At 49.6% G+C, this 24,955-nt stretch carries 25 protein-coding genes; 16 read left to right on the top strand and 9 right to left on the bottom strand.

What is annotated here, in order from left to right:
- The first annotated feature begins 167 nt into the window (after window positions 1–167).
- The 16 genes from VGE55_RS13255 (at window position 168) to sctC (ending at window position 16,327) form a co-directional block, all read left to right on the top strand.
- Window positions 168–710, top strand: coding sequence for a YgjV family protein (locus tag VGE55_RS13255; RefSeq protein ID WP_331132155.1), 543 nt, complete (start codon window positions 168–170; stop codon window positions 708–710).
- A 72-nt stretch (window positions 711–782) separates the two neighbouring features.
- A complete protein-coding gene (gene metH, locus VGE55_RS13250; protein WP_331132154.1) occupies window positions 783–4,559 on the top strand; it encodes a methionine synthase in 3,777 nt (1,258 codons plus the stop codon).
- A gap of 173 nt (window positions 4,560–4,732) precedes the next feature.
- Window positions 4,733–5,092, top strand: coding sequence for a hypothetical protein (locus VGE55_RS13245; protein WP_331132153.1), 360 nt, complete (start codon window positions 4,733–4,735; stop codon window positions 5,090–5,092).
- 7 nt (window positions 5,093–5,099) lie between these two features.
- The gene (locus VGE55_RS13240; protein ID WP_331132152.1) at window positions 5,100–5,315 is read left to right on the top strand and encodes a hypothetical protein; all 216 of its coding nucleotides are present in this window, start codon (window positions 5,100–5,102) and stop codon (window positions 5,313–5,315) included.
- Window positions 5,316–5,326: 11 nt separating this feature from the next.
- Window positions 5,327–5,512 carry a hypothetical protein gene (locus tag VGE55_RS13235; protein ID WP_331132151.1) on the top strand — a complete coding sequence of 62 codons (186 nt, stop codon included), beginning with the start codon at window positions 5,327–5,329 and terminating at the stop codon, window positions 5,510–5,512.
- A gap of 214 nt (window positions 5,513–5,726) precedes the next feature.
- Window positions 5,727–6,410, top strand: coding sequence for a hypothetical protein (locus VGE55_RS13230; protein ID WP_331132150.1), 684 nt, complete (start codon window positions 5,727–5,729; stop codon window positions 6,408–6,410).
- Window positions 6,411–6,445: 35 nt separating this feature from the next.
- On the top strand, window positions 6,446–7,126 hold the full coding sequence (locus tag VGE55_RS13225; protein ID WP_331132149.1) for a hypothetical protein: 681 nt from the start codon (window positions 6,446–6,448) through the stop codon (window positions 7,124–7,126).
- Window positions 7,127–7,150: 24 nt separating this feature from the next.
- The gene (locus tag VGE55_RS13220; RefSeq protein WP_331132148.1) at window positions 7,151–8,425 is read left to right on the top strand and encodes a hypothetical protein; all 1,275 of its coding nucleotides are present in this window, start codon (window positions 7,151–7,153) and stop codon (window positions 8,423–8,425) included.
- A 15-nt stretch (window positions 8,426–8,440) separates the two neighbouring features.
- Entirely contained in the window at window positions 8,441–9,469 is a 1,029-nt protein-coding gene (locus VGE55_RS13215; RefSeq protein WP_331132147.1) for a hypothetical protein, read from the top strand.
- A gap of 9 nt (window positions 9,470–9,478) precedes the next feature.
- A complete protein-coding gene (locus VGE55_RS13210; RefSeq protein ID WP_331132146.1) occupies window positions 9,479–10,288 on the top strand; it encodes a hypothetical protein in 810 nt (269 codons plus the stop codon).
- A 16-nt stretch (window positions 10,289–10,304) separates the two neighbouring features.
- A complete protein-coding gene (locus tag VGE55_RS13205; RefSeq protein ID WP_331132145.1) occupies window positions 10,305–11,936 on the top strand; it encodes a hypothetical protein in 1,632 nt (543 codons plus the stop codon).
- Window positions 11,937–12,088: 152 nt separating this feature from the next.
- The gene (locus VGE55_RS13200) at window positions 12,089–12,508 is read left to right on the top strand and encodes a hypothetical protein (RefSeq protein WP_331132144.1); all 420 of its coding nucleotides are present in this window, start codon (window positions 12,089–12,091) and stop codon (window positions 12,506–12,508) included.
- 50 nt (window positions 12,509–12,558) lie between these two features.
- Window positions 12,559–13,347: a type III secretion system inner membrane ring lipoprotein SctJ gene (gene sctJ / locus VGE55_RS13195; RefSeq protein ID WP_331132143.1), complete on the top strand. Its 789-nt coding sequence runs from the start codon at window positions 12,559–12,561 to the stop codon at window positions 13,345–13,347.
- The gene (locus tag VGE55_RS13190) at window positions 13,340–13,885 is read left to right on the top strand and encodes a hypothetical protein (RefSeq protein WP_331132142.1); all 546 of its coding nucleotides are present in this window, start codon (window positions 13,340–13,342) and stop codon (window positions 13,883–13,885) included. Before sctJ ends, VGE55_RS13190 begins: the two co-directional genes overlap by 8 nt.
- A complete protein-coding gene (locus VGE55_RS13185) occupies window positions 13,882–14,538 on the top strand; it encodes an HrpE/YscL family type III secretion apparatus protein (RefSeq protein WP_331132141.1) in 657 nt (218 codons plus the stop codon). The genes VGE55_RS13190 and VGE55_RS13185 overlap by 4 nt, the downstream gene beginning before the upstream one ends.
- Window positions 14,528–16,327, top strand: a complete 1,800-nt coding sequence (gene sctC, locus VGE55_RS13180; RefSeq protein ID WP_331132140.1) for a type III secretion system outer membrane ring subunit SctC — start codon at window positions 14,528–14,530, stop codon at window positions 16,325–16,327. Before VGE55_RS13185 ends, sctC begins: the two co-directional genes overlap by 11 nt.
- A 40-nt stretch (window positions 16,328–16,367) precedes the next feature.
- Here the strand turns inward: sctC and VGE55_RS13175 are convergent, their stop codons facing one another.
- Genes VGE55_RS13175 through sctV form a run of 9 tightly spaced genes read right to left on the bottom strand, consistent with a single transcriptional unit; the run spans window position 16,368 to window position 24,878 of the window.
- On the bottom strand, window positions 16,368–17,423 hold the full coding sequence (locus VGE55_RS13175; RefSeq protein WP_331132139.1) for an EscU/YscU/HrcU family type III secretion system export apparatus switch protein: 1,056 nt from the start codon (window positions 17,421–17,423) through the stop codon (window positions 16,368–16,370).
- Complete coding sequence (locus VGE55_RS13170) at window positions 17,420–18,232, bottom strand: EscT/YscT/HrcT family type III secretion system export apparatus protein (protein WP_331132138.1); 813 nt, start codon at window positions 18,230–18,232, stop codon at window positions 17,420–17,422. Before VGE55_RS13170 ends, VGE55_RS13175 begins: the two co-directional genes overlap by 4 nt.
- A 2-nt stretch (window positions 18,233–18,234) precedes the next feature.
- Window positions 18,235–18,489 carry an EscS/YscS/HrcS family type III secretion system export apparatus protein gene (locus VGE55_RS13165; protein WP_331132137.1) on the bottom strand — a complete coding sequence of 85 codons (255 nt, stop codon included), beginning with the start codon at window positions 18,487–18,489 and terminating at the stop codon, window positions 18,235–18,237.
- 1 nt (window position 18,490) lies between these two features.
- The gene (gene sctR / locus VGE55_RS13160) at window positions 18,491–19,144 is read right to left on the bottom strand and encodes a type III secretion system export apparatus subunit SctR (protein ID WP_331132136.1); all 654 of its coding nucleotides are present in this window, start codon (window positions 19,142–19,144) and stop codon (window positions 18,491–18,493) included.
- Window positions 19,141–20,052 carry a hypothetical protein gene (locus VGE55_RS13155; protein WP_331132135.1) on the bottom strand — a complete coding sequence of 304 codons (912 nt, stop codon included), beginning with the start codon at window positions 20,050–20,052 and terminating at the stop codon, window positions 19,141–19,143. Before VGE55_RS13155 ends, sctR begins: the two co-directional genes overlap by 4 nt.
- Window positions 20,042–20,464 carry a hypothetical protein gene (locus VGE55_RS13150; protein WP_331132134.1) on the bottom strand — a complete coding sequence of 141 codons (423 nt, stop codon included), beginning with the start codon at window positions 20,462–20,464 and terminating at the stop codon, window positions 20,042–20,044. Before VGE55_RS13150 ends, VGE55_RS13155 begins: the two co-directional genes overlap by 11 nt.
- Entirely contained in the window at window positions 20,457–21,809 is a 1,353-nt protein-coding gene (locus VGE55_RS13145) for a FliI/YscN family ATPase (protein WP_331132133.1), read from the bottom strand. Before VGE55_RS13145 ends, VGE55_RS13150 begins: the two co-directional genes overlap by 8 nt.
- Window position 21,810: 1 nt before the next feature.
- Window positions 21,811–22,785 carry a hypothetical protein gene (locus tag VGE55_RS13140; RefSeq protein WP_331132132.1) on the bottom strand — a complete coding sequence of 325 codons (975 nt, stop codon included), beginning with the start codon at window positions 22,783–22,785 and terminating at the stop codon, window positions 21,811–21,813.
- On the bottom strand, window positions 22,782–24,878 hold the full coding sequence (gene sctV, locus VGE55_RS13135) for a type III secretion system export apparatus subunit SctV (RefSeq protein ID WP_331132131.1): 2,097 nt from the start codon (window positions 24,876–24,878) through the stop codon (window positions 22,782–22,784). The genes VGE55_RS13140 and sctV overlap by 4 nt, the downstream gene beginning before the upstream one ends.
- Between the last annotated feature and the right edge of the window lie 77 nt (window positions 24,879–24,955).

Genomic DNA, 24,955 nt, shown 5'->3' with positions numbered 1-24,955 from the left:
CACGTGAGTTGGCAACTTTGAGCAATCTAACAAATCGGCGAACTCAGGGCAAACCCGAACTGCTCCGTAAAACCCCTGTTGTTCAATTTCTTGAACGTCACCTCAATCACTGGGGTTGTCACATTACAGCGGTATGCTCATGGCTTGTTTCACCCTTTGAACCCCGCATGAACACTTGGGCCCTTGAGATCGCCCCTCGATTGGCCGGCGCTTTGGCCCTGGCCCTTAACCTATTGGGCTTCGTGGTCATTGACGAACGGCGTACCAAGCTGTTGCTGGCCGCATCCTCGGCTGGTTGGGCAGTTCAGTATGGCTTCAACGGCGTACACACTGGCATGGGCATCATGGTGCTGGCAGCCATTCGCCAAGCCCTCAGCGCTTACACTTTTCACTGGCCTTTCAAACGTCGTCTGGCCTTGTCCTGGTTTTTCACCGCCTTGGCGGTGCTCATCACTTCGCTCACTTGGCAAGGCTGGTTGTCCAGCAGCTTGCCTTTGGCGGCCACGCTTATTGGCACCTGGTCGTTCTTTGTCCTCAGCAACGAGGGCATGCGCAAGGCCACTCTGGTGAGCAATCTGATGTGGGGTTTGCACGGTTTTCTGTTCAATTCCCTCGAGCTGTGCATCACCATGCTGGTGCTGACCGGGGCCACCCTGGTGGGTTTATGGCGCCTGCGCCGGGAACATGCTTCACTGCAGGCCCGTGGTTAAGGTGTAAAGCCTGTTAAAATCAGGGCTTATCTGAATTAACGCATTTTCCAACGCACATCAAGAGGCCCCGCGATGAACACGCGCCCCGCTTCTTCGCCTGCCAACGGCCCCGCAGTCGAAGCCTTACTCCGTGACCTGTTTTCCAAGCGCATCCTGATTCTGGATGGTGCCACAGGCACCATGATTCAGCGCTACAAGCTCACCGAGGCCCAGTACCGGGGCGAGCGCTTTGCCGATTTTCATCGGGATGTCAAAGGCAACAATGAACTGCTGGTGCTGACACAGCCGCAGATCATGACTGAAATTCATGAGCAGTACCTGGCCGCGGGTGCCGACATTCTGGAGACCAACACCTTTGGCGCCACCACCGTGGCCCAGGCCGACTACGAGATGGAACACCTCGTGGACGAGATGAACCGCGAGGCTGCCCGTCTGTGTAAGGCCGCCTGCGTGAAATATTCCACCCCTGACAAGCCCCGCTTTGCTGCGGGCGCTTTGGGCCCCACGCCCAAAACCGCGTCCATCAGCCCCGACGTGAACGACCCCGGTGCCCGCAACATCACCTTCGATGAGCTGGTCGCCACCTACTACCAGCAAACCAAAGGTTTGGTGGAAGGCGGCGTGGACTTGCTGCTGGTTGAAACCATTTTCGACACGCTGAATGCCAAGGCCGCGCTGTTTGCCATCGACCAGTATTTCGAAGATTCCGGCCACCGCCTGCCCATCATGATTTCCGGCACGGTGACAGACGCCTCAGGCCGCATTTTGTCGGGCCAAACCGTGGAAGCTTTCTGGAACTCGGTGCGTCATGCCAAGCCGATTACCATCGGCTTGAACTGCGCGCTGGGCGCCACACTGATGCGTCCCTATGTGGCCGAACTCAGCAAAATTTGCGACGCGCCCATTTGTGTGTACCCGAATGCCGGTTTGCCCAACCCCATGAGCGACACCGGCTTTGATGAAACCCCCGACATCACCAGCAGCTTGGTGAAAGAATTTGCGCAAGCTGGCTTCCTCAACATTGCTGGTGGTTGCTGCGGCACCACGCCCGATCACATTGCCGCCATTGCCAAAGCGCTGGAAGGGCAAAAGCCACGCGTCATTCCGGTGGCCGAACCCAAGTGTCGCTTGTCGGGCCTTGAACCCCTGAACATCGATGACAACAGCCTGTTCATCAACGTGGGCGAGCGCACCAACGTCACCGGTTCCAAAGCCTTTGCCCGCATGATTTTGAACGAGCAATACGACGAGGCCCTCAGTGTGGCTCGTCAGCAAGTGGAAAACGGCGCGCAAATTGTGGACGTCAACATGGACGAAGCCATGCTGGATTCCAAGGCCGCCATGGTGCGCTTTCTGAACCTGATGGCCTCCGAGCCGGACATTTCCCGCGTGCCGGTCATGATCGACTCCTCCAAGTGGGAAGTGATTGAGGCGGGCCTGAAATGCGTGCAGGGAAAAGCCGTGGTCAACTCCATTTCCATGAAGGAAGGCGTTGACGAATTCAAGCGCCAGGCCAAGCTGTGCAAGCGCTACGGCGCCGCCGTCATCGTCATGGCATTCGATGAAAAAGGCCAGGCCGACACCTACGCCCGCAAAATTGAAATTTGCGAACGGGCCTACAACATCCTGGTGAACGAGGTGGGCTTTCCAGCGGAAGACATTATTTTCGACCCCAATATTTTCGCCATTGCCACGGGCATTGAGGAACACGACAACTACGGCAACGACTTCATCGAGGCCACCGGTTGGATCAAGAAAAACCTGCCCCACGCCAAAATTTCTGGCGGTGTGTCCAACGTCAGTTTTTCTTTCCGTGGCAACGAGCCCGCCCGCGAAGCCATTCACACCGTGTTTCTTTACCACGCCATTAAAAATGGCATGACGATGGGCATCGTGAACGCCGGCATGATGGGTGTGTACGATGAACTGGAGCCCGAGCTGAAAAAGCGGGTGGAAGACATCGTGCTCAACCGCAAGCCTGATCTGCCCGCCAACGATCCCGACTTCGGCAAAACAGCCACTGAGCGCATGATCGAGTTTGCTGCCACGCTGAAAGCGGGTGGAAAGAAAGCCGAAGAAAATCTGGAGTGGCGCAACCAACCCGTTGAAAAACGCCTGGCGCACGCCTTGGTGCATGGCATCACCAACTTCATTGTTGAAGACACGGAAGAATGCCGAGCGGCCATTGCCGCCAAAGGCGGCCGCCCATTGCACGTTATTGAAGGCCCGCTGATGGACGGCATGAACATTGTCGGCGACCTGTTTGGCGCCGGTAAAATGTTCTTGCCACAGGTGGTCAAAAGCGCCCGCGTCATGAAGCAGGCTGTGGCCCACCTCATTCCATTCATTGAAGAAGAGAAAAAGCAATTGGTGGCCGCTGGTGGCGACGCCAAAGCCAAGGGCAAAATCCTGATTGCCACCGTGAAAGGTGATGTGCACGACATTGGTAAAAACATTGTCACCGTGGTGCTTCAGTGCAACAACTTTGAAGTGGAAAACATGGGCGTGATGGTGCCTGCCGAGCAAATTCTCGCCAAGGCCAAGGAAATCAATGCCGACATCATCGGTTTGTCAGGCCTTATTACCCCGTCGCTGGAAGAAATGGCCTACGTGGCCAGCGAAATGCAACGTGACCCCTACTTCCGCGACCGGGGCATTCCCTTGTTGATTGGTGGTGCCACCACCAGCCGCGTGCACACAGCGGTGAAAATTGCGCCGCATTACGACGGCCCCACCGTGTATGTGAGTGATGCCAGCCGGTCTGTCGGTGTGGCCTCCAACCTGTTGTCTGAAGAAGCAGCGGACCAATTCAAGGCCGACCTGCAAGCGGAATACCAACGCGTGCGTGAGCAGCACGCCAACAAAAAAGCACAACCCCTCATCAGCCTGGAGGCCGCACGTGCCAACAAGCTGAAAGTTGATTGGGCCAATTACACGCCGCCCAAACCGAAGTTCATCGGCCGCCGTCATTTCAAGAACTACGACCTGGCTGACCTCGCCCAGTACATCGACTGGACTCCTTTCTTCCAGACCTGGGACCTGCACGGCGGTTACCCACGCATTCTGCAAGACGAGGTGGTGGGCGAAGCCGCAAGACGCGTGTTTGAAGACGGCCAGGCCATGCTGAAAAAGTGCATTGAAGGCCGCTGGCTGCAAGCCAACGCTGCGGTGGCTTTTTACCCCGCCAACACCGTGGGCGACGATCACATCGAGGTGTATGAGGATGACACCCGCAGCAAAGTGCTGTTCACCTACAGCCCGCTGCGCCAGCAGGGCGAAAAGCGCGAAGGCGTGGCCAACAAATCGCTGGCCGACTTCATCGCCCCCAAAGGCATGGGCGACGACTACATCGGCCTGTTCGCCGTCACCGCAGGCATTGGCGTAGAAAAGAAGGAACAGGAATTCCTGAAGGCGCATGATGACTACAGCAGCATCATGTTCAAGGCCATTGCCGACCGCCTGGCCGAAGCCTTTGCCGAATGCCTGCATCAGCGCGTGCGCACCGACCTTTGGGGCTACGTACCTGCTGAAGCCCTAAGCAACGAAGACCTCATCGCTGAAAAATACCAAGGCATACGCCCAGCCCCGGGCTACCCCGCTTGCCCTGAGCACACCATCAAACGGGCCATGTTCGAGGTGCTGCAGGCTGGCGACATCGGCATGACATTGACCGAAAGCCTGGCCATGAGCCCAGCCGCCAGCGTGAGCGGTTTTTACTTCAGTAACCCTCAAAGTGATTACTTCAATGTGGGTACGATTGGGCAGGACCAGCTCAAGGCACTACAAGCCTTTGGTGGTCGGTCTGAAGAAGATCTGCTGCGTGCCTTGAGTCCCAATCTATCCAGTTAAATCACGATAGCCTGTCTGTTAGTCGACCAGATTTTGCTCGCGCCCACCGGCAGTTGATTGGACTGTTCGGTGTGGTTGCATACGCCTCAAGACTCCGCCAAAAAGTCCATCAATAGGCCAATTGAACTTCTCCATCAGCATTAACACTCAATCACTGAGTAAGGAGAAATTCAATGTCACCAGATTTGCTTTCCGCGAACCTTTCGTCCAATTCAATTTTAAATACGGGCTCGTCCAGTGCGCCCATTTCGACGCCATCTTCAGCGGACGTATCCCTTTTCAATCAGGCCGTGTCAGCTCCGCCGGTTACATCCACTCCGGTGAAGGAGGCGGTTGGTCAAGTTCAGACCAGCTATGAGAGTCAATTGAACCTCTTTAATAGTCGTGTGAAGTCTTTTCGAGGCAATTTGGATGTGGGTTCCCTCATATCGATGATGTGGGAAAGCAGCACGACCTCGGTTGGTTTGCAGTTGGTTTCAAAAGCTTCCAGTAAGGGTACTGAAAGCTTTGAGTCGCTCCTGAAGCAACAGTGAGGCAAGTATGGAAGTCATTCAGTCCATTCAAGGTGTGGTGAACGATGCAAACAAAAAGCTTGAAAAGGTTTTTGGTCGCATGAACGATCCGAACAACCCGGTCTCGTTGGGGGAGTTGATGGCATTACAAATGAAGCAAGCCGAGGTTGGTATCACTTGGTCGTTTGCTGGGTCCATGGTTAAAGACCTGACAGACCCGCTCAAGAGTATCGTCAACAAATAAGGGGGCATTAATTGGCTGAACCAACTACTGCGGCTAGTCCTGATTGGACCAAGCTGCCCGGCAATATCACGTTGGACAACATGGATTCTCTTCCGCCCGAAGTTAAGAAAAAGATCGTCGAAACTTTTGGCTCATTCAGTTGGAACAACCTCAAAAAGTTCATGGACCAAATTGAGAAGGCTGTTAAAGGCACGTGATTGTTGAAGTTTGATTTGCGTTTTGTTTGAACCGGCGCAGCATGTTGCGCATATCTCGAGGAGAGCATCAATGGTTTATTGTCCAGGCACCACCACACCAGCCCCCACCGGGGCTCAACCCACAGGGCCGAGTGGGTCCGATCAGCGCACAAACTACATCAATTATTTGGCGAGTCAAGCGGGTGGATCATACAAAAAAGAAGATCTGAATCAATTGAATGATCAAGATCTTGCGCTTTTGTATGACTATCAAAAGGCGCTGCAATCCAACGATCCCCAAAAAATATTTGATGCAGCCAGCAAGTTGCTTGCGCGGGCTGAATCGGAATCATCAAGCGGTGACCACCGTGCGGAAAAATCCGGAAGAACATTGGCGGCGATGGCACTGCCAAGCGTCACGGTCAATTTGCTGAAATCCATGGGGTTTAGTGACAAGCAAATTGATCAAATGAAAGACATGAACGGTGCTGACCTCAAAGCATTGATGAATTACATCAAGGCCAAGAAGACAGGTGACCCAGCCGCGATTGCCAAGGCACAGCAGGATTTGGAAAATCAAGCCACGAAGGCCACTAAAGAAGGTCGCAGTGGTTTGCAGCAATTGGTTGATGATGCAAAAACCACTGCCAAAAAGAAAGCAGCCCATGGCGGCGGCGGCGGCGGTGGTGGTGGCGGTGGTCTGGATCTGGGGGGGATTGAAAACTTGGATTTCAGTCAAATCGACAAAGCCTTGGATGCCATGACTGCATTGGCAGACAGCATCGGCGACGGTGCGACGCTTGGCGATGTGATGAACACTCAAGCCCTGATGGCCAAGCAGAGTGCGCTGGCCAGTGCAACCATCGGTTTATTCAAAGATGCAATCGATCAGGCAAAAGGTGCTGCTCAAAAAACCTAATGAAAAACTGACAGTACTTAAACGGAGAATGTTTCATGTCGGCAGACAACGCGCAGCTACCTTCGTATGTAAAACCAACCACGCAGGTCTCTGTCAATGGTGGCGAGACCTACGACATACGAACTCCAAAATATGGGGGTTCCAGTAAAGTGCGTGTGCCCAGTGGAGCATTCTTCGCCTTTGCATTTGCAGGGCATTTGATCGGGCTCAATCTTCTGGACGCATCCAATCAAATCGGCATTACCAGCGATGCCTTGGATGATGCCAAGAAACAGGTGATGTCAGGCACAGAACTGAAAAGCATGCACGAGGCCGTGTTGGCCTATCTCGCGGGGCTCAGCAATGATCGCGGTAGCGATCAAAAAACGCCACCGGGCAACCAGCCCATGGCAACGCTGTTCGGCTTGGTTTTGGCCAGCCTCCATTTACAGGGGAAAATCATCCTAAGTCCCTCCGGTTTTATTGAAATCGGCCCTAAAGGCGACAAAGAATTAATGAATGAAATTCAGGGTGTTTTGGCTGTTCTCAGCGGTACATATCGGGGTGATGACAAAGTCAAAGCAACCGCTTTTTTTAACAACTATCGAAGCTTGGTAATGGGTGATCTCGACCCGAACATTGTGGCCAATACCTTGAACAACGTATCTGAAAAGAACAAAGGCGTTCTAGAAGGGTTTGAGAGGTGGCTACAACAGGGCGGATCTTTCATGAATTAACAACCAATTACGAAGAGGCCAATCATGGTTACTACTGCCCCAGTCGACACAGCCCACCGTCCTGCGACCAATCCATCGCCAACACCATCCGAAGATGCGGAAACGGTGTACCAAGCGTTTGTCCACGGATCCCCTGATGAGAAAGCTGCAATTCTAAGGGACCCCAGCAAATTGAAGTTGTTGGGAGACTATCTGCGAAACCAGGCAAAGCCCGATGAAGAGTCCACGCTTCTTCAAGAAATACTCGATTTATACATGTTGGACCACAGCAGCAAGATTGATGACAAAGATCTTGTTCCCGACTTCTTGAAATCATTGGGATACACCCGAAGCAATTCTGACTATGGCACCATCGAGTCGACCTTGGTGTCCTATGTTGCCGATAAAAGAAGCAAGGAGGGCAAAGCTGCGTTTGAAGAGTATTTTGGTACAAGCGATACCAGCCCGCCGAGCGGCATCACGCAAAACTTTTTCAGTGATCTGTCGTCGAGTGATCCCAAACGTCGTGCCCGGGCGCAAGCTGCGTTGAATTACTTCATGTCTCTGCCTGCAGAGCAACAGCAGCAGTTCATGAACAACATGGGCAAGCAGATGGGCGAGTTGATGGCCAGTGGTCAAGCCCAGGGGTCGGATGCACAGAAGTGGATGAGCAATGCCCTGGCCTTTGTAAAAAATCTGATGCTGGATGGCAAGCTTGCCAAGGGTACTCTGCTGGCCTTTGTGGGGGGCGTGGCACTGCGTTATCAAGCCAGCAATCCCGAGCTCTTTGAAACTGGCCCCGATGGAAAGCCCAAATTCAAGAATACCGATGCCAACGTTACCAAAGTATTTCAGTTGTTGAGCCAAGAGTTCACGATTAATTTGGGTGGCGATGATCAGGTAGACCCCAGCAAAGCGTATTTTGATATGGACGTTCTGGAGACTGTTCGGCGTGCCTGCTCTCTTCTGATTGGCAAGGACATTCCCTACATGCAGCCTGATGGGACGTGGAGCAGTGTTTTGGGTAACGACTTGAAAGATCAAGGCATTGATCCCAATTCAAAAATTGATGTCAATACATTGCCAAAATCGGCGCTGCCCGCAGCTTGGCAGTCCGCGACCAATCGGAAGGCAAAGCTTGCAGCCAGGTATTCCCAAGCATCTGCTGACAATTCGCTGGCACCCGAAGAAAAGCAGAAAATATTGGCCAACCTGAAAGCGCAGATGGATGCACTGGACTCTATCATCGAGCAGATCCAAAAACTGGGTGGTAAGGCCCTTGAGTTGTGGATCGATGCTTGGAAAACAGCATTCCGTTGAAGTTGAGCTGCCGCCATGACCCAACCACCCAATGTGATCCCCCCCAAAGGAAACCCAACCGTCAATGGTCAGGTGGACGCATTACAAAACCTTTATGACGCCTTGGATACCCTTCTAAAGTCTCCAATATTCAAGGAGACCATGGGCAAATTCAAACGTGAGCTGACAGAGCTAAAAAACAGACTGACCGTTCTTTTGAGGGAAGTTGGGAAATTACTGGAGAAACTTAAAAGTCTGATTGATCAAAGAAAGATCAAAGAGGCTGAAAAGGAGTTAGAAGAAGCGAATAAGAAGTTTTCAGGTGGTCTAAAGGGGCTATTGAAAAAGATTATCGCTGCAGTGGCGCTGGTTTTGGCTGTAGCCGCCGTCATTGTTTGCCCTACTCCATTTGCAGTGGCTTCTTTGGTGGTCACTTTGGCGCTGTTCATTGACTTCGTTGTCGCAGATGCCACAGGCAAAGAATCGCTCATGGACAAAACTATGCAAGAAATCACCAATAAATTGGTGGAGGAGTTGGGTCCAGAGGCTGGGGGAGCCTTGGCAGCAATTATCGGAGTGGCGATTGTTTTGGTACTTTGCCTTGGAGGGGCGGGTGCAGCCAAGGGGGTTGGGGCCTTGATCAAGATGTTGCCGAAATTAAAGGCCTTGGTTGGGCTTACGGACGGCGCAGCCACTGGTGCGTCCACCACGTCCAAAGTAGTCAATGTTGCCCCGGAGACTGCCGCTCCAGCGGGTTCAACTGGCAAGCAGATTGCCCAGCAAGTTGTGAAGTTTCTCAAAGACCTCTTGGATACCGTCAGAAAAGCTGAAGGCGGGATGCTAATCAAGTTGTGTATTTTCATTCAGATTTTGCTTGGTGCTATTGAGGGTGCCATCAGCATCCAAGAGGGTCGAATTATCATCGACCGGGCAAAATTGCTGGCCGCGCTTGATGAATTCAAGGCCCAAACTGAGTACATGGACGCCGATGTCAAAAGGTTCATTGATGAGTTTAGGCACATTGCAGAAACATTAAAGTCAACCGATAAATTCATCGTTATTTGAGTCTGAATCATGACAACCACACCAGTCAGTTCCAAATCGCCTCAGCCCGGTATCGACGCGGCGCCCCCTGTAAAACCTGTGGTTCCAACGGAGGTTCTACCGGAGGCACGTCGAAAATATTATCGACAATGGTCCACCGAGATTGATGGCAAATATGGTCCAAACGGTACAAATCCAGATCCGGTCAAATACGAAAGCGAGATACGGAAATTCATGGAGAGTCTTGCGGCAGACCTTGATGAACTCGCTGCCAACGAGTTAGAAAAAATCATTCAGGCCAATAAAAATATTGGAGATGGGCGCACCGTTGCGACCATGCCGATGGCTGCTGTTTTGGCGATATTGATCAAAGCTGCCCTTAAATCCAAAGACAAGCTGTTTGTGGCATATGGCGCTATCAAGGATCAGCTCTTTACAACGCAAATCAAAGCAGCAAACGAAGCAAAGCGGTTAAACATTGCCGCTGGTATTGTTCAAATCTCCGGTGGGGCTACTTCGATTGGCTTGAGCTTGGGTACCCTCGGCTTGCGTCACGTTGCCCGTCCCAAAAGCGATGCCAAGCCTGGCTCAGAAGAGTGGGCAATACATCAACGTCAGGTCGATAACTACAATTACCAAACGTTTACCTGGATTCAAATCATTGGTCAAACCGGTGATATCTGGCGCGGCGGAACAACAATCAGTCAAGCAATGGCCCAATACACACAGCAAGAGGGCGACGCCCTCGCTGACTTGATGCGTGGCGAGGCTCAGCCGTTTATGGACGGGCAAGGTGATTGGGCGAGCCTGATCAACATGGTCGCTGGGATCGTACTCTAAACTCAAAAGGTGAAGCATGCAGGGCACCATCTATCAATATACGGCCTTGGGCGTATCCGCGTTTTCCAATCTGTCACCCCAGGAGTTTGATGCTTGGGACGCGAACCACGACCATGTGATTTCTCGGGAAGAGTTCAGGGCCTATCTGCTGGATTTTCTCAAGAAGCAAGGTATAAACATCGATCCTTCAGATCCCAGTTTTCTTGAAAATTTGCTCAAGGTATTTGACAAGTACAGTAGTTTAGACGGCAAGGCCGGCGCGTCCAGCAAGGAGTTTGAGGGTAGTAACTCAGCCATGCACCAATTCTCTGGCAAGGTGTTTGAAGCTGCTCGAGCCGAGTTGAAGAACTTGGCAAAAACCGGGGGCGTGCCATTGACCTCAACGAATTGGCAGCAGGTTTTGGCTTCACTGGGGTTTTCTCAGGAAGAAATTGCGGCGATTAGCGGGCTTGGTGATTTTTCTACACTGCGTGGTTTAAGTGTTGATGACTTGAAGGCAAAACTTCCCGACCGGTTCAAACCTCTGGCGCAAATCCTATTCTGGGTCCTCAATCCAACTGATCTTGATCGAGACGCACTCATCAATGCGGGCTTACCGCCCAGTACGGCTGACGCACTCATCAGCCAACTGGGTCAAGGTGGACCGATTAAATCGACTGCCGTTGCATATCTCGCATTATTGGGTTTCTTGCCGCTGGCTGGAGATCGGCAGTTCTCGGCGACGGTAAAAACTGCTGCTCCTGGGATGACCCTACAGGATATGTTTGGCATTAAAGTGCCGGAGGACGTCAAAAATCGGGATACGGTCGTGAACTTGATCGCATCCAAATTGGGACTATCGCCTCAAGATATCTTGAGTAACCCAGCCATTCTAAGTGGCCGCATTCTTGATCTAGCGACAATGCGAAAACTGGGCTTTACGGAAGAGGAAATCGCAGGCTTGGTTGCCAAATTCAAAGCCGGCCATCCTGACGCCAAAGCCAATATCAACCTGGAAGGTGGCAAGACTGTGCCAATTTCCGATTTCATCACTGTGGACTATCTGCTGGATCTGGCCAAAAGTGGGGATTTACAAGTTGATCCAAAGACCAGTGCTTTTGTACTCAAGCCTGGATTTGTCGGGGTGAATCCACCAGTCAACCCAGGGGTTGATCCCAATTTCATTCGTTGCCACAACGAACTGGTTCATCGGATACAGACCAACGACCCGCAGTGGAAAAATCAGAGAACATTCACTGCTCAGCAGCTATTTAACAAACGAGGTATTCCCACTTGGCAGGGTGAGCTCATCATTCGCCTTTATGGAAGCGGCGATCCTCCCGTGGTATCCGATGATGTGATTAACACCATGACGTTATTTGGTCTTCTCTATTCGCCACAGACCAATGAACCTTGGCGCGATCAAGTCTTAACCCCTGCTGCCATGAAATTCCTATTGGGTATGACCAACCTACCAGAAGATCAAAAAAACAAAATCATGGAACTGACACAGCAGTACTTCGACGCGAATACCAAATACCGTGGTGGTGACAGTTGGGATGAGTTTAACAATGCGCACAACGAACTCCGGAGTAAGGCAGCGGAGCTGGGCATCATGGCGTGGATCAAGAATGGAGTGCCTGTGGGGAGAGCATACACCCCGGGCTGATACACGGTGTATGTATCCCCCATGCGCAGAGGAAGGGCCAAATTTACTTTTCCCGTTTTGTTAGGGCATTTGGAGCAGATCACATGGGGGAGGTTCAAATCGGACGGTTCATCTAACGTGTTACTAACATCAATCCAAAGAAAATGTCGGCTATGAATACTCTTAATTCTCCAGTTGGGCTCGGAATGTCGTCGGGCGTAAGCCAGCAGGCCAGACCGAGTTCTCAAGATATTCATTTGTTCGATAGGCTTATTTCTGGTCATGAGACCTATCAAAGATCTGTAACACCAGTTGCAACCCCCGAATTGCCACCCGACACGCCATTGCAATTGGACTTGTTCAATACTGGTATTCAGGAAGCCAATCGATTGGTCAACGGCCTGACGTCCGAGCTTAAAGCGCGCACATCCAAAATGAAAGGCAGCAATCAGCTGGATCAGTTGGTTAATCCCGGCGAAGTTATCGATGCTGTTTGGTCCCTGGCATCTACGTCGATTGCTTACTCCGTGGTGGGTGAAAAAGGTCAGCGCTTGTCCGATGATGTCGCGACTTTGGTCAAACGAAGGAGCTGATCATGAGAAGGAGTCGGTTCCAGACTTTGCTGCGCCAATGGTCTTGTTGCTTGGTATTCGCACTGGCAGCTTGTAGTAAGCAGGTGGTTCTTCACACCAATTTGAGTGAGAGCGATGCCAACGAAATTTACACTGCACTGCTGAATCAGGGAATTCCAGCCAACAAGGTGTCTGGCAAAGAAGGTTTTTCTGTCACAGTCCCGTTAGACTCCTCGCGAACCGCATTAACTGTCTTGCAGAAGGAAGGCTTGCCGAAGCGGCACAAGGAATCGCTGGGCGAGGTTTTTAAAAAAGATAATCTGATCTCCTCGCCTTTGGAGGAGCGAGCCCGATATCTGTATGGGCTTTCGCAAGAAATTGAAAAAACCCTGATGACCATTGATGGGGTTGTTTCTGCAAGAGTTCATATTGTGTTGCCTGACAAGGTTCAGCCCAATGAAGCCTCGGCCCATGCTACTGCTGCTGTGCTGATCAAATACAGAAGCGATTCAAATTTTCCAGTGAATGTTCCGAAGGTACGAACATTGGTCTATCGGAGTCTGCCTGGCGTTGAAGGACCTGAAGTCCAAACGGTTTCAGTGGTGGCCTTGCCGAACGAGAATCTGCCTGATAGTTCTGCAGCGGTTGTGTGGTATGGCCCCATCGCGGTGACTTCAGATTCTGAATCATGGTTTTTAGGATTGCTTTGGGGCTTTGGTCTATTGTGGGTTGGAAGTTTAAGTGGATTTTATGTTTACACGTTCAAACCAGAATGGTGGGCCACTGCAAAGGATCTGGCTTCTAAGGGTCCATCATCCATTCTGGATCGTCTCAAAAACAGGGAGACTGATCGTGGATAAATGGTGGATGTGGTGGTCGGACATCACACAGTGTATTCATCCCGAATGGGCATCAAAAATCTGCCAGTCTTCGAATACTGAGCCGGTCGGCGGGCTTCTGGGTGGCCGAAGGCTCTTGGGGGTTTCAGATGTATTCGATGGAGGGATAACGGAATTTCTTGATCAACAATGGATCGTCCATTTCTGCTGGTCGGAATGCATGAATAAGTTGGAGACAATACAATCGCACCAATTTGGTTTGCGCAAATGGAGCACGAACGAATGGCGGCGAAACCTTGGTTTGTTTAATTTGCAATTGGCCTCGGAATTAATCGATATGCAGCTGGATTTCCCCAACATTCAAATCGTTAACTTACCGTGGTATTGGTTGCAGTCGATAAAAACAAGGTTTCCAATGCTTCACTCCAGGGTTCGTTTGATGTTTCCCGAGGAGCAGCCAATAGTAATGGCGCATAACACAGTACAAGTCCAGCCTGAGCTTTCTAAACTGAATGTCATATTGAGAGAAATAACACTCTCTCAAGTAGAGCAATCATGATTCATTTACAGATAAAGCGACCCCTTCGCCATATTTTTCGGGATTGTGAATACAACTTCGAAGATGAATTGATTTTGCCTGAAAAGCTGGATTGGTTAAGTAGCCATGACCAACTGATGACATTGGCAAAAAGCGGTGCCACTGCGATTCTGAGCAAAGTCAAAACACACAGCGAGCGAGCCGTTGAATCCGCTCGCAGAGAGGCCTATCTTCTCCATGAGGCTAGTCTACTGGATGCCATTCAAAGCCTGAATGCCATGGCAATTCATTGGATGAGTGAACTGGAACCCAAGATCAATGAAATCCTGGTTCAACTAATTAATGAGTTTGAGTTAAGTCTTGATAAAAGAGAACACTTGAAATATGTCCTTCGGAGACTTCTCCAGCGTGTGGCGCGTCATCAGAGCGGAACACTGTTTGCTCACCCCTCGAGCATTACAGAATTGAAAAAACTGATGGACACGGAATTTGATCAACAGAACTGGGCCCTATTCGATCTCCAAGTGGCAGATGATTTGGACGAATCTCAATTAAGGATAGAAACTCCGGATGGGATTCGCTTTGAATGTCGTTCCAGAGAATTAATAGAGCGTCTCAAGTCGACCATTGATCGGAATACATCCGAGAATAAATCGATCAGGGATGAAGATTGATATGGTGAAAAGACGATTTCGAATTCATGATCTGCTGTTGATGATCATGTTGTTGGTACCACAGCTTCAAGTATATGCAGGCTTGGATAAAAAAATACCTTTTGTGTATGCAGCCAACCAAGAGGGTATTGAGGAAGTCGTGTCCTCAATCGCCTCCAGCTTTGGCTACTCGGTGAAGGCCTCAGGACTTCCGTCTAAAGCAGTGACGGCGCGTATTGAGGGAACGACTCTGGCCAGTACACTTAACGACATGGGCAGAACCTTTAAGTTCGACTGGTTCTCGTATGGCAGCACAATTTATCTATTTGGTAGTGCCGAATGGCGAACCGAAAAAGTGTACGTGGGTGATCGCGAAATCTATGATTGGAAAGAGACATTAACCGCTGCCGGTCTATGGAATGATAAGTTCAACGTAACCTATCAAAAAGAGGACAAATCGGTCGTTCTAAACGCCCCGCGTGATTACATTCATATTTTTCGAAAAAATTTCGCGGCGAATGATGAATCTCTAAGTAACAGGCATTCAGAATTCTTAACCGGAGGCAGGGATGGCACCAATAAATCGAATTTGGTCATGCCAGGAGACGTCGGGGAGAATATTCTTTTTTTCAAACTCAAGCACGCATCCGTGGATGATCGGATATTTAATTTTCGCGATCAGGAATTCGTGACGCCAGGTGTTGTAACCGTCATTCGAGGAATCCTCGAAGGAACGAACACTGACAAAGGTCCCCGCCGCGCACCGGATAACAATCGGAGTAATCAACCCGGCACGGGACAGTCTGCGAATTCACAGAGTGAATCACCCCGACTCTCAGCACGGCCTGTCAAACGTACCTACTCCAGAAGCAGCTCCGTGAATTCCATCATCCAAGGGGATAGTCGTACCAATACGGTGATCATTCGGGATGATCAAGTGAAATACGGCATGTATCAAAAGCTGATTGAATCACTTGATGTTGCGTTGCCGATGATTGAGATTGAGGCCACATTGATTGATGTTGATCAACGTAAGCTGGATGAATTAGGCACCGAATTCGGCATACGAGGCCCTCGGGCAATTTACGACTTCCCCGGTCAATCCGTGGGTGCAGAAATATTGCCAGGTCTCGCACAAGGTGCTGTTATTCAAAGTCCCAGTCAATTCTTGGCACGGATACGAGCCCTGGCAGCGGATCAAAATGCCAAGGTGCTCGCCAGGCCCACCATACTCACCCAGGACAATTTGACTGCATTTATCGATTTGACTCAGACGCTTTACGTCAAGGTGAGCGGAGAACGTGTGGCCGATGTAGTCCCTGTCGTCGCGGGAAGTCTGCTAAAGGTATTGCCACGTGTTGTCAACGAGGATGGTCGAAACAAGATTCTGTTGCAGGTGGATATCCAGGATGGATCACTCAAGGACCGTAGTGGCGTTGAATTGCCCTTGGTTGAAAACAGTGCGCTGAGTACCCAGGCTGTTATTTCAGAAAATCAGGCCATTTTGGTTGGAGGGTATAACCGCGACACCAGTGAACAGAATGAGTACAAGGTACCCGGCTTGGGCTCCATCCCGGTCTTGGGAAAGTTGTTTTCCAATACCAGCTTAAGAACACAGCGTGTGGCCCGACTGTTTATGATTACACCTCGGCTGGTTCCAAATGATCGAATTCGTTCCGTGGGAACTGTTCGAGCTGCTGAAGAATTGGAAACCTCGTTCAAGATCATCCAGGTGCCCAAAGATGCACTTAAATTGCAAACTGCACCTGTTTTGAGGACTCAGCCTCTACCTATTCAGACATCCAATTGAGAAAATATGATCACGCCAAGCGGTTGGCCTAAGCAGAACGTCACGATGTAAGTGGTGTGCTGTCATTGAACTTCAGAACTTGCTTGAAAACTTCAGCAGCCATAACCAAGTGCTCGGTCAAGATATATTGATCGACCTCACAGTGCTCATAAATTGATCGAGCCAGGGGCCTATGTTCAATCACTGGGATTTTTAATTCCCTGGCGTGCTTTCTGAGTACTGCTGCATTTTCCTCCGTCTCTATCGCCAGAATAAATGGAATGTCATGCACTCCAGGTTGGTAAGACAGCGCCACAGCGATATGCGTTGGGTTGGTTACCAGCGCAGAGGCACCAGAGAGCCGGCTCAAAGAACTGTTGAGCAAACTCCGATGCATTTCTTTGCGCTTTGATTTAATGTGTGGATCCCCCTCCATTTGCTTATGTTCATCTTTCAGGTCTTGCTTGCTCATTTTCAGGTTTTTGATATGAGCCTGCCTCTGAATAACCCAATCAAGTATTGAAGAAATCAAGAAGATGAACATCCCGACATAAACCACTTTCCACAATACTTCGCGGAGCAACTTGAGCATCATGCCCAAGCCCGACTGAAAACTCCACAGAATGTCTTTAAGAAAATCACCTAGAATCAGATAAATCACGAAGAAAAAGATACTTACCTTTACCAGCTGCAGTAGTATTTGCTGGAGGCTTTTCTTCGAGAACATGTTTTTTATGTTGCCGATAGCATTAAATGCCTTGAATGATGGCTTGATTGCCTCAGTCGAAAAAAGAATGCCGAACTGCGACCAGGCGCTTGCAATCGCTGCAATCGAACACGAAAAAACGAACAGTATCATCAAGAGCGACGTCTCCATGAACGCTGCCGAAAACATGTCAACGATTTCTGCAGGATTGAGTCGCAGGTTACGAAGGAACAGCAGATCGAAGAGAAGGCCCAGTCGACCCAGGGCCCAGTCTACTCCCCAGAATAAGATGCTGCTTCCAACCAATATCTTGGCGAAAGCAGTAATGTCCTTACTCTGTACCACCTGTCCTTTTTTACGGGCATCACGTAACTTTTTCGGGGTGGGTTTTTCTGACTTTTCTCCGCTCATTGCACCGATACATTCCAGAAAAAGCGTGTCAAAAGAGTCAAATGTTCGTTGGTTAATTTGACCAATTCATCTCCCATTTGGCTCAATATAAAAAAGGCGACAACCAGGCCCATCAGCCCTTTTACTGAATACTGAAGCGAGTAAACCTGCATATTTTGAGCGAATACACTGATCAGGCTCATGGCTACTTCGAGGGCTATCGATAAAATAAAGAAAGGGGCGGCCAGCAATATTGCCAACACCATGTAGCGCGCCAAGGGATCAATCATCCCAATAGCCCAGTTGATATAAGCTTGGAGATCTGCATGCCCGGGGGGTAGTTCGATAAAGCTGGTATAAATCGACTGAACGATAAAAACCAAATAAGACCCAGTCATGAATAGCGTCACATAATAAAGCGCTAAGAACTCCTCAAATGGCAATTGCTCACCGCTATCGCCCCCTCCCACTCCAGCTTGAGCGGCGAAATTCGCTCCCCTGAGATTGTCAACGATATTGCCCAGAATCCGAAAGCTGTAATAGGGCAGGCTAAACATCAATCCCATGAACAATCCCAAAGTGCACTCACCTAAAATTTGGGTTAGGTTGCCGAGCGAGCGAAAATCAGTATTGTCAACAGATTGACCATAAAACATCGCTGGTAACAGCGCAAAGGATGTAGCAACGGCTATTCGTATCAACCAACTACTGTAGCTTCGGGAAAATACTGGCAAAAGCAGACAGATGATCAGTATTCGGGGCAAAAACCAATAAAGCGCGTAGACCAAATCAGGACCATAACCCAACGCACCCTTTAGCTGCTCCAGCATGATTATTCCAGCAGGTTTAGGTTCGCGAGTACGGTATCGCTGAATTGCATCAGAAGTTGTGCCATCCAGGTACCCGCCACCATAAGCAATACCACCGTACCAACCAACTTGACCGCAAATGGCAATGCTTGATCCTGCAACTGCATGATTGCTTGAATGAGGCCCAGAACAACACCAACAAACACCGTAAGCAGCACAATGGGCGCCACCATGTACATGGTGATCAAAATCGCCTGTTTGGTGAGAAATGTGACCACGTTACAAATAGGAGTTGGTTAGTGCCAGCAGCAATTTTCTCCATCCATCGATTGAAACGAATAAGAGAATCTTGAGCGGCAATGCAATCGACATCGGGGAAACCATCATCATCCCCAACGCCATCAAGATACAAGACACAGCCAAATCAATAACGAGGAAGGGGAGATATATGGCAAACCCAATTTTGAATGCGGCACTAATTTCAGAAATCACAAAGGCAGGCATGATGACAACAAAGTCATTCGGAGTGACGAGCTCCCCACCATACTTTGCGTTAAATTTTTTCGCTATTTCAAACATAGATCCAACGGACTCCGGTGAACAGTTTGACTTCATGAAATCCTTCAAAACTGGCGAGGCCCGTTCAATACCTTCGATAATTTCGACACCCGTATTGGGCCACTGCCCATGTATTTTGAATAGATCAACTGATTTGTAAAAAGTACCTCCCATAACCACCACGCTCATGACCATGGCCATACCATATAAAGCCATGTTCGGTGGCACTTGTTGGAGTCCCAGCGCGTTGCGAAGAATGAGAAGCACTGCGGAAATTTTTAGAAATGATGTGGCTGTGACTGCCAGCAGTGGACCCAGAGAAAGCAGGGAAACGATGACAATTAGTCCTATCGGATCGAATAACGCATCCTTCATTCAGATAGCTCCTGCTGATGGCATTGCACAGCCAAATGATGGCCGAATCGAATCACTTCTCCATCAAAAGTGGACCCATTTACCCGCATTCGAATTTGTGGCCAATCAGATTCAATGCACTGTTGAATGGCATGTCCTAAGATTGGAAATTGCTGCAGTTGAATTGCCGTACTGCCAAGCTCAATCCAATTTGAGTAAGTTGGTTTGAAATACCCGGGCTCGGAAACGGGTTCGAAAGTATACAAATCATCTGAAGAGTCCAGCTCAAATACACTTTGAGAAACAATCAAACCGTTCTTTTCGATGTCCAGTCTGCATTCAATGCAGCCTGTATGGCTCAATCTGTCTTGTTGGGTTCGAAGCGGAATAACTGACCCGGCCACTGGTGTTCCCAAATGTTCCGGTAGCCGTATCAGGGCGGTGCATCGAATTTCTGGCAAGTCTGTCCGGATTGAATCGGGGAAAAATTGCCGATGCCATTCGCAATAACGCACAAAAGCATTCAACTTCCTAAATCGTATCCGAGTGCCTGGCAGTTCACCCACCATCAGTTCTGTATCCGGGGGCAATTGCGCGTGGGACACTTGTTGCCAAAAAACAGATGTGATTGGAGGGGCACAATAGTCCTTGACCTGCATTCTTGCCCAGCTTTCCAATTGGGCCAAGGCAAGCAGGTAAAATTCGTGGTCGCTGCCAAGAGAATCCAAGTTCAAAGGAAAAACTCGTCCGGTTTGCTTAAAAAATAAGCTTTGAGAAAATGGGATACTCAACACGCCCCAATCGGTTTCGCATTGACACCAACCTTCCGCGGTTTGGTTGTATTCGTCCTGAGGCAGCGGTATGGCACCGTTTACGATTTGTAATTCGCAGACCCAGCCATCTCTGTTCACAGTAAGTTCAATAACCATGAATGTTCCTTAGTGCAGCCAGGATTTCTGTCTTAAGGCCATCAAATTTCTCTAGGCTTTTCCGGCGTACCCCCCAAATTTCATTCAGTTGGATTTGAGTCAGCAGACTCACATGGTGCTTATTGCCCAAATTGTTGATGGTGTCTTGCGCCAAAGAAGCCTCTTGAGCATGTGACCGGGTCAGGGTTTGATGTTGAATCAGTGATTCGCGATGTGTACCCCCAGCCCGCAATTTGTCCAAACTTTGAAGCCTGATTTGCTCCCGGAGCAATTTGGATCGATCTTCCTTGTTTTGTTCTTCACGGAGTTCTCGCTGCAACCGACCAGATTCATCCTTGGCTTTGTTCAATCGAGCAAGGGCCATCTGCTCCTGCAGGCGCTTGATTTTCATAAGTTGATCGTACTCAGTCATGATAGCCATCCACGATTTGAGTCAGCGCTTCCATGGACTGACCTAAATCCATGAACTTTCGGGTGTCTTGACGACAAAACTTTTCCAGCAAGGGCAGGATATCCATGGCAAGGTCATCTTTTGAATTGGCACCACGCTGGTATTCATTCAGGCGAACGATCAATTCAAGATCTTTACATCGGGCTAGAATTGAACGGGCCTTGTATGCCAGACTAAGATGCTGGTTAGATACCAAACCGGTCATGACCCGAGATAGGCTTTGTGCAACGTTCACCGCCGGAAAATGCCCTTTTTCCGCGAGCTTGAGTGAGAGCACGACATGCCCGTCCAGAAGCGACTTTGCCTCACTCGATACAGGGTCCTCGGTGATCGACTCTCCCTCCATGAGTACGGTATAAATTGCCGTAATGGTTCCTCGCGGGCTTCTGCCAGAGCGTTCGATAAGCCTTGGCATCAAGCTATACACAGATGGTGTCATACCCCCGGCCGTAACTGGTTCGCCTGCGGCCAACCCGATTTCGCGCTGTGCCCTTGCCAAACGAGTCAATGAGTCAATCATCAGTAAAACTTCTTTACCCTGGTCGCGATAATATTCAGCAATGGCTGTTGCAGTGAATGCGGCTCGTACTCTCTCAATTGCTGTTTTATCTGAGGTGGCGCAGATACAAATCGACTTAGCCCTTAATTCATCGTCGAGCTGGTGTTCAAGAAATTCAGTCATTTCACGACCTCGTTCACCAACCAGTCCGAAGACAATCACGTCAACATCGGCTCCTCGAGCGATCTGGGCCATCAGCGTTGTTTTGCCGCAGCCTGGGGGCGCAAATATGCCAATGCGTTGTCCACGACCAAAAGTCATGAATGCATCAATGACCGACACCTTGGTCACCAAGATCTGGTTAATCACCGGTCGGTCGGTTGGCGCTACAGACTCTCGAATTACATTGCTCCCTCGCTCCAAAGTGGTCGAAATCAGTCCCAGATCACCTGGTCTTTGTGGAATGGGACGACCAAAACCGTCGTAGATCGAACCGGTGCGAAGAGCAAGCGGATCAATCCGATGGGGGATCCCCAGTGGCCAAACCCTTGAGCCAACGGAAAGACCATCTGCCGCCTCAAGACACACAACTTGGGCCTGATTGCCTTGAATGGCGATAATCTCGCCCAATAACTTGTCACATCGCGTTTGACTTTCTATTAAGCACATTTCGCCAAGCATCCGGTTGGGCAGGCGAACGGTCAGAATTGACGGGCCAACTTCTTCGATCCTTCCCGAAATTTTTAACGGATCAAAGTCAGCGATTTCCGCTTTCAGTTGGAACAAAATATCCGGCCTTGCATCCACCTCAAATACCCAACTTGAAAGTTCCGAGTTTTTTGAGCTTAACGCCGAATTGATTGATCGAAACTACCTCAAAATCGTTAATTCGACTGCCTTCATAAAGCACTGTGCCATCATCAAGTGTTGCTGAAGCCATTTGACCGAGCACAATCTTTTTTAGACGTAGTTCATCAATGGCTTGCTGCTCAGCATTGAGGGAAGTGGACGCAATGAGATTGATTTGATGACCGTAATCATTGGCGAGCTGGCTGATTGTTTTTTCGAATTGATCCATCTCGCGCCGTGTTAATTGAGCTGAAATCTGGAGCGTATCAGGCAATACTGTCTGAATCTGCACATTGGACCCTTGTCCGATATCAAGCGCTTGTGACAACTCATACTGAGCGGCTTCCAACACCGCAACGCGATTATTTGTATCCACCGTTTGGCGGATCACAGTTGCCTGTGTTGGTTCGGCTTGTGTTTTGGGTTTATCCATGCGTCCCAGTGCAAATAAACTGATGGGCAGGCTAAGTAACACTGTTAAAAAAATGCCTTGACTGACCCAGCGACGGGATTGCCAAGAGTGCTTTTCTCCACTCAGCGGGAGCGAGTGGCTACCAGCTATTGAGTGGGAGACGTTGGCGGCTGCTTCGGCATCCTGTGAGTGAACCGCTGTAGAGTCTGGTATTTTCCTCGGCGGGCAAATTTGGAGTAATAAGCCATCCTTCGTTTTCAGGGTACAGGTACCGTGACACATTAGAGTGAGGCTCAGAGCAGTCCATCCCTCTTCCCCAGGGAACTGAACCTGCAGTTCGTCTGCCAACGGAATCAATTCAAAGTAGTCACCATCGGTTCGTTCAATCTGAACCAAAGGTCCTTGAACAGACTTGTCCCATATCAAAACATCTGCGTCATCACAGCGGCCCAGGCGAATAGACTTTAACTCTAACTCGTACTGAGTCCCTTCTTGTAGGCCGTTTAAGAACTCGATAATCATGCCATGCTCTCCAATATTTCAGAATTTAGTGTCAATTCACCCAGTACCTGGAATCGCACGGAATTACCGATCTCATTGAAGCTGAGGACTGGTAGCCAGAAAATTTGATCCTGTATCAGCATCCTTAGGTGACGACGGTTCTCGATGCTGCAAACCAAGACTGGTTTTATTGCTGTGTCGGATGGGTAGGCAATCGTTTTTAATATGTGATCAATCACACGTTGAATAAGAGGGGCTTCCAGATCAAATACTGTTCCAAAATTGGTTTGTCGGATTGCATTGGTCAGAAAGTCCTCGAATTCAGCGCTGACCACATAACCGGTAATTTCTCCAGTGATTGCATATTGATTACTAATCTGTTCACGGAGTGCAATGCGAACCTGCTCGGCAATGATCTGTGAGTCTCTTTCCCGCTGAGACCAGTCTGTTATTGCAGATACGATCGTCCGAAAATTCCGAATAGACACTCGCTCATTGAGCAGTCGTACAAGCACTTCCACTGTTCTGATTGCAGGTGCCACTCGATCAAGTTCTTTTAGCTGTTCTGAAAACTGGGCGCCTAGCCGCTGGGTATGTGCAATAAAATCTTGAAGGTTAAAAAATGATTTCATCTCCCGCAGGTAAATCGCTTGTATGGTGTCCACCAGTATTTTCTCAATTGGTTGTATGGTAGCCATGCCCTCCAGCAGCACCTTCATGGTGTCTTCGTCGACCACAACATAGGTCTGACCATCAATTGCATTGGTTTCCAATCGATAGGTCAATTGACTTTTTTCCAGAGATTGAATCGGCAATTCCACAATCCATCCTGGTTGAGGAACTGGCATCCGAATCATCGGAACATCGAACACAAGAATCTCGATTTGGTCGTGCTTGGCGTGGTTTGAGAAGTCAATGGTGGGTATTAGAACGCCCAATTGCTCCACCAGTTGATTGCGTGCGTATCGACAAGCATTCTGCAGTTGGTTTTGTGCAGGTGCGCTCAGGTTGGCTGGAGCCCTTACCTGGATCGGGTGAGAGACAGAAGTACTCATGACATCCTCTTTGCCAGCCGATGAAAAATCGGGCAGGTCTGCACGGGGATCTTGGGATGTTGAGGTGCTTGAATTGATCCGGTCAGTTTTAAATGCCAGGTACCACATTCCTACAAGTACAACGCCTATCGCGAGAAATGAAACACTGGGCATCCCCGGTATAATCGCGAAAAGCACTGCAAACGAGCCGGTGATCACCAGCGCCTTGGGGTTTGCTCCCAACTCAAACAGGATGTCTCTGGCTACGCTGGACTCCTGATTGTCTGATTTTGTGACCCGGGTTACGATCAGCCCAGATGCCAGTGAAACCATGAGTGCCGGAATCTGACCGATAAGGCCGTCACCCACCGACAAAATACTGAATCGATGTCCAGCTTCTGAGAAAGACATGTCTTTTTGTAACATGCCGATTCCGATACCCCCGAGAATATTGATCGCTGCGATGACCAATCCAGCAATCGCATCCCCTTTTACAAATTTGATTGCACCATCCATGGCGCCAAAAAGTTGAGTTTCTTTTTCCAGCACAGATCGGCGTTTTTTTGCCTCAGTTTGATCAATTAACCCAGCGCGCAGATCCGAATCAATGGACATTTGCTTTCCTGGCATTCCATCTAAACTGAATCGCGCAGCCACTTCAGCGACCCGTTCGGATCCTTTGGTGATCACAATAAAGTTGACAACGGAAATGATCAAAAACAGGATGAGCCCCACCGCGATATTGCCACCGATCACGAAGTTACCAAAAGTTTCAATAATTTCCCCAGCGTAGCCATTGAGCAAAATTAGCCGCGTGGTTGAAATCGTCAGAGACAAGCGCAGCAAGGTGGAGATGAGAAGCACTGCCGGAAACGATGAAAATGACAGCGGTGTTTTCAACAGAATTGAACTGATCAACAGCAAAATCGCTGCAGTCATGTTGATTGCAATCAGTACGTCCAGAAGGACCGTGCTTAGAGGAATGATCATCATCATCACGATGAGCAAGATCATGGCTGCAGCGACAACCTCTGAACGGTCGGCGGCTAGTTTGGCAATTTTATTGAAGGTGCTGAGCATCTGTCCCCCGCTTTGATGCGGTTATTGGTCTAGGGGCTGTTGCAACGTCAAGATGCCTTACCCCGTTATATAGGTGC

The organism is Limnobacter sp. (genome assembly GCF_036405155.1).
GTDB lineage: Bacteria > Pseudomonadota > Gammaproteobacteria > Burkholderiales > Burkholderiaceae_B > Limnobacter.
Note: the sequence above shows the minus strand (reverse complement) of the source record. Positions and strands in the feature narration are given on the sequence as shown.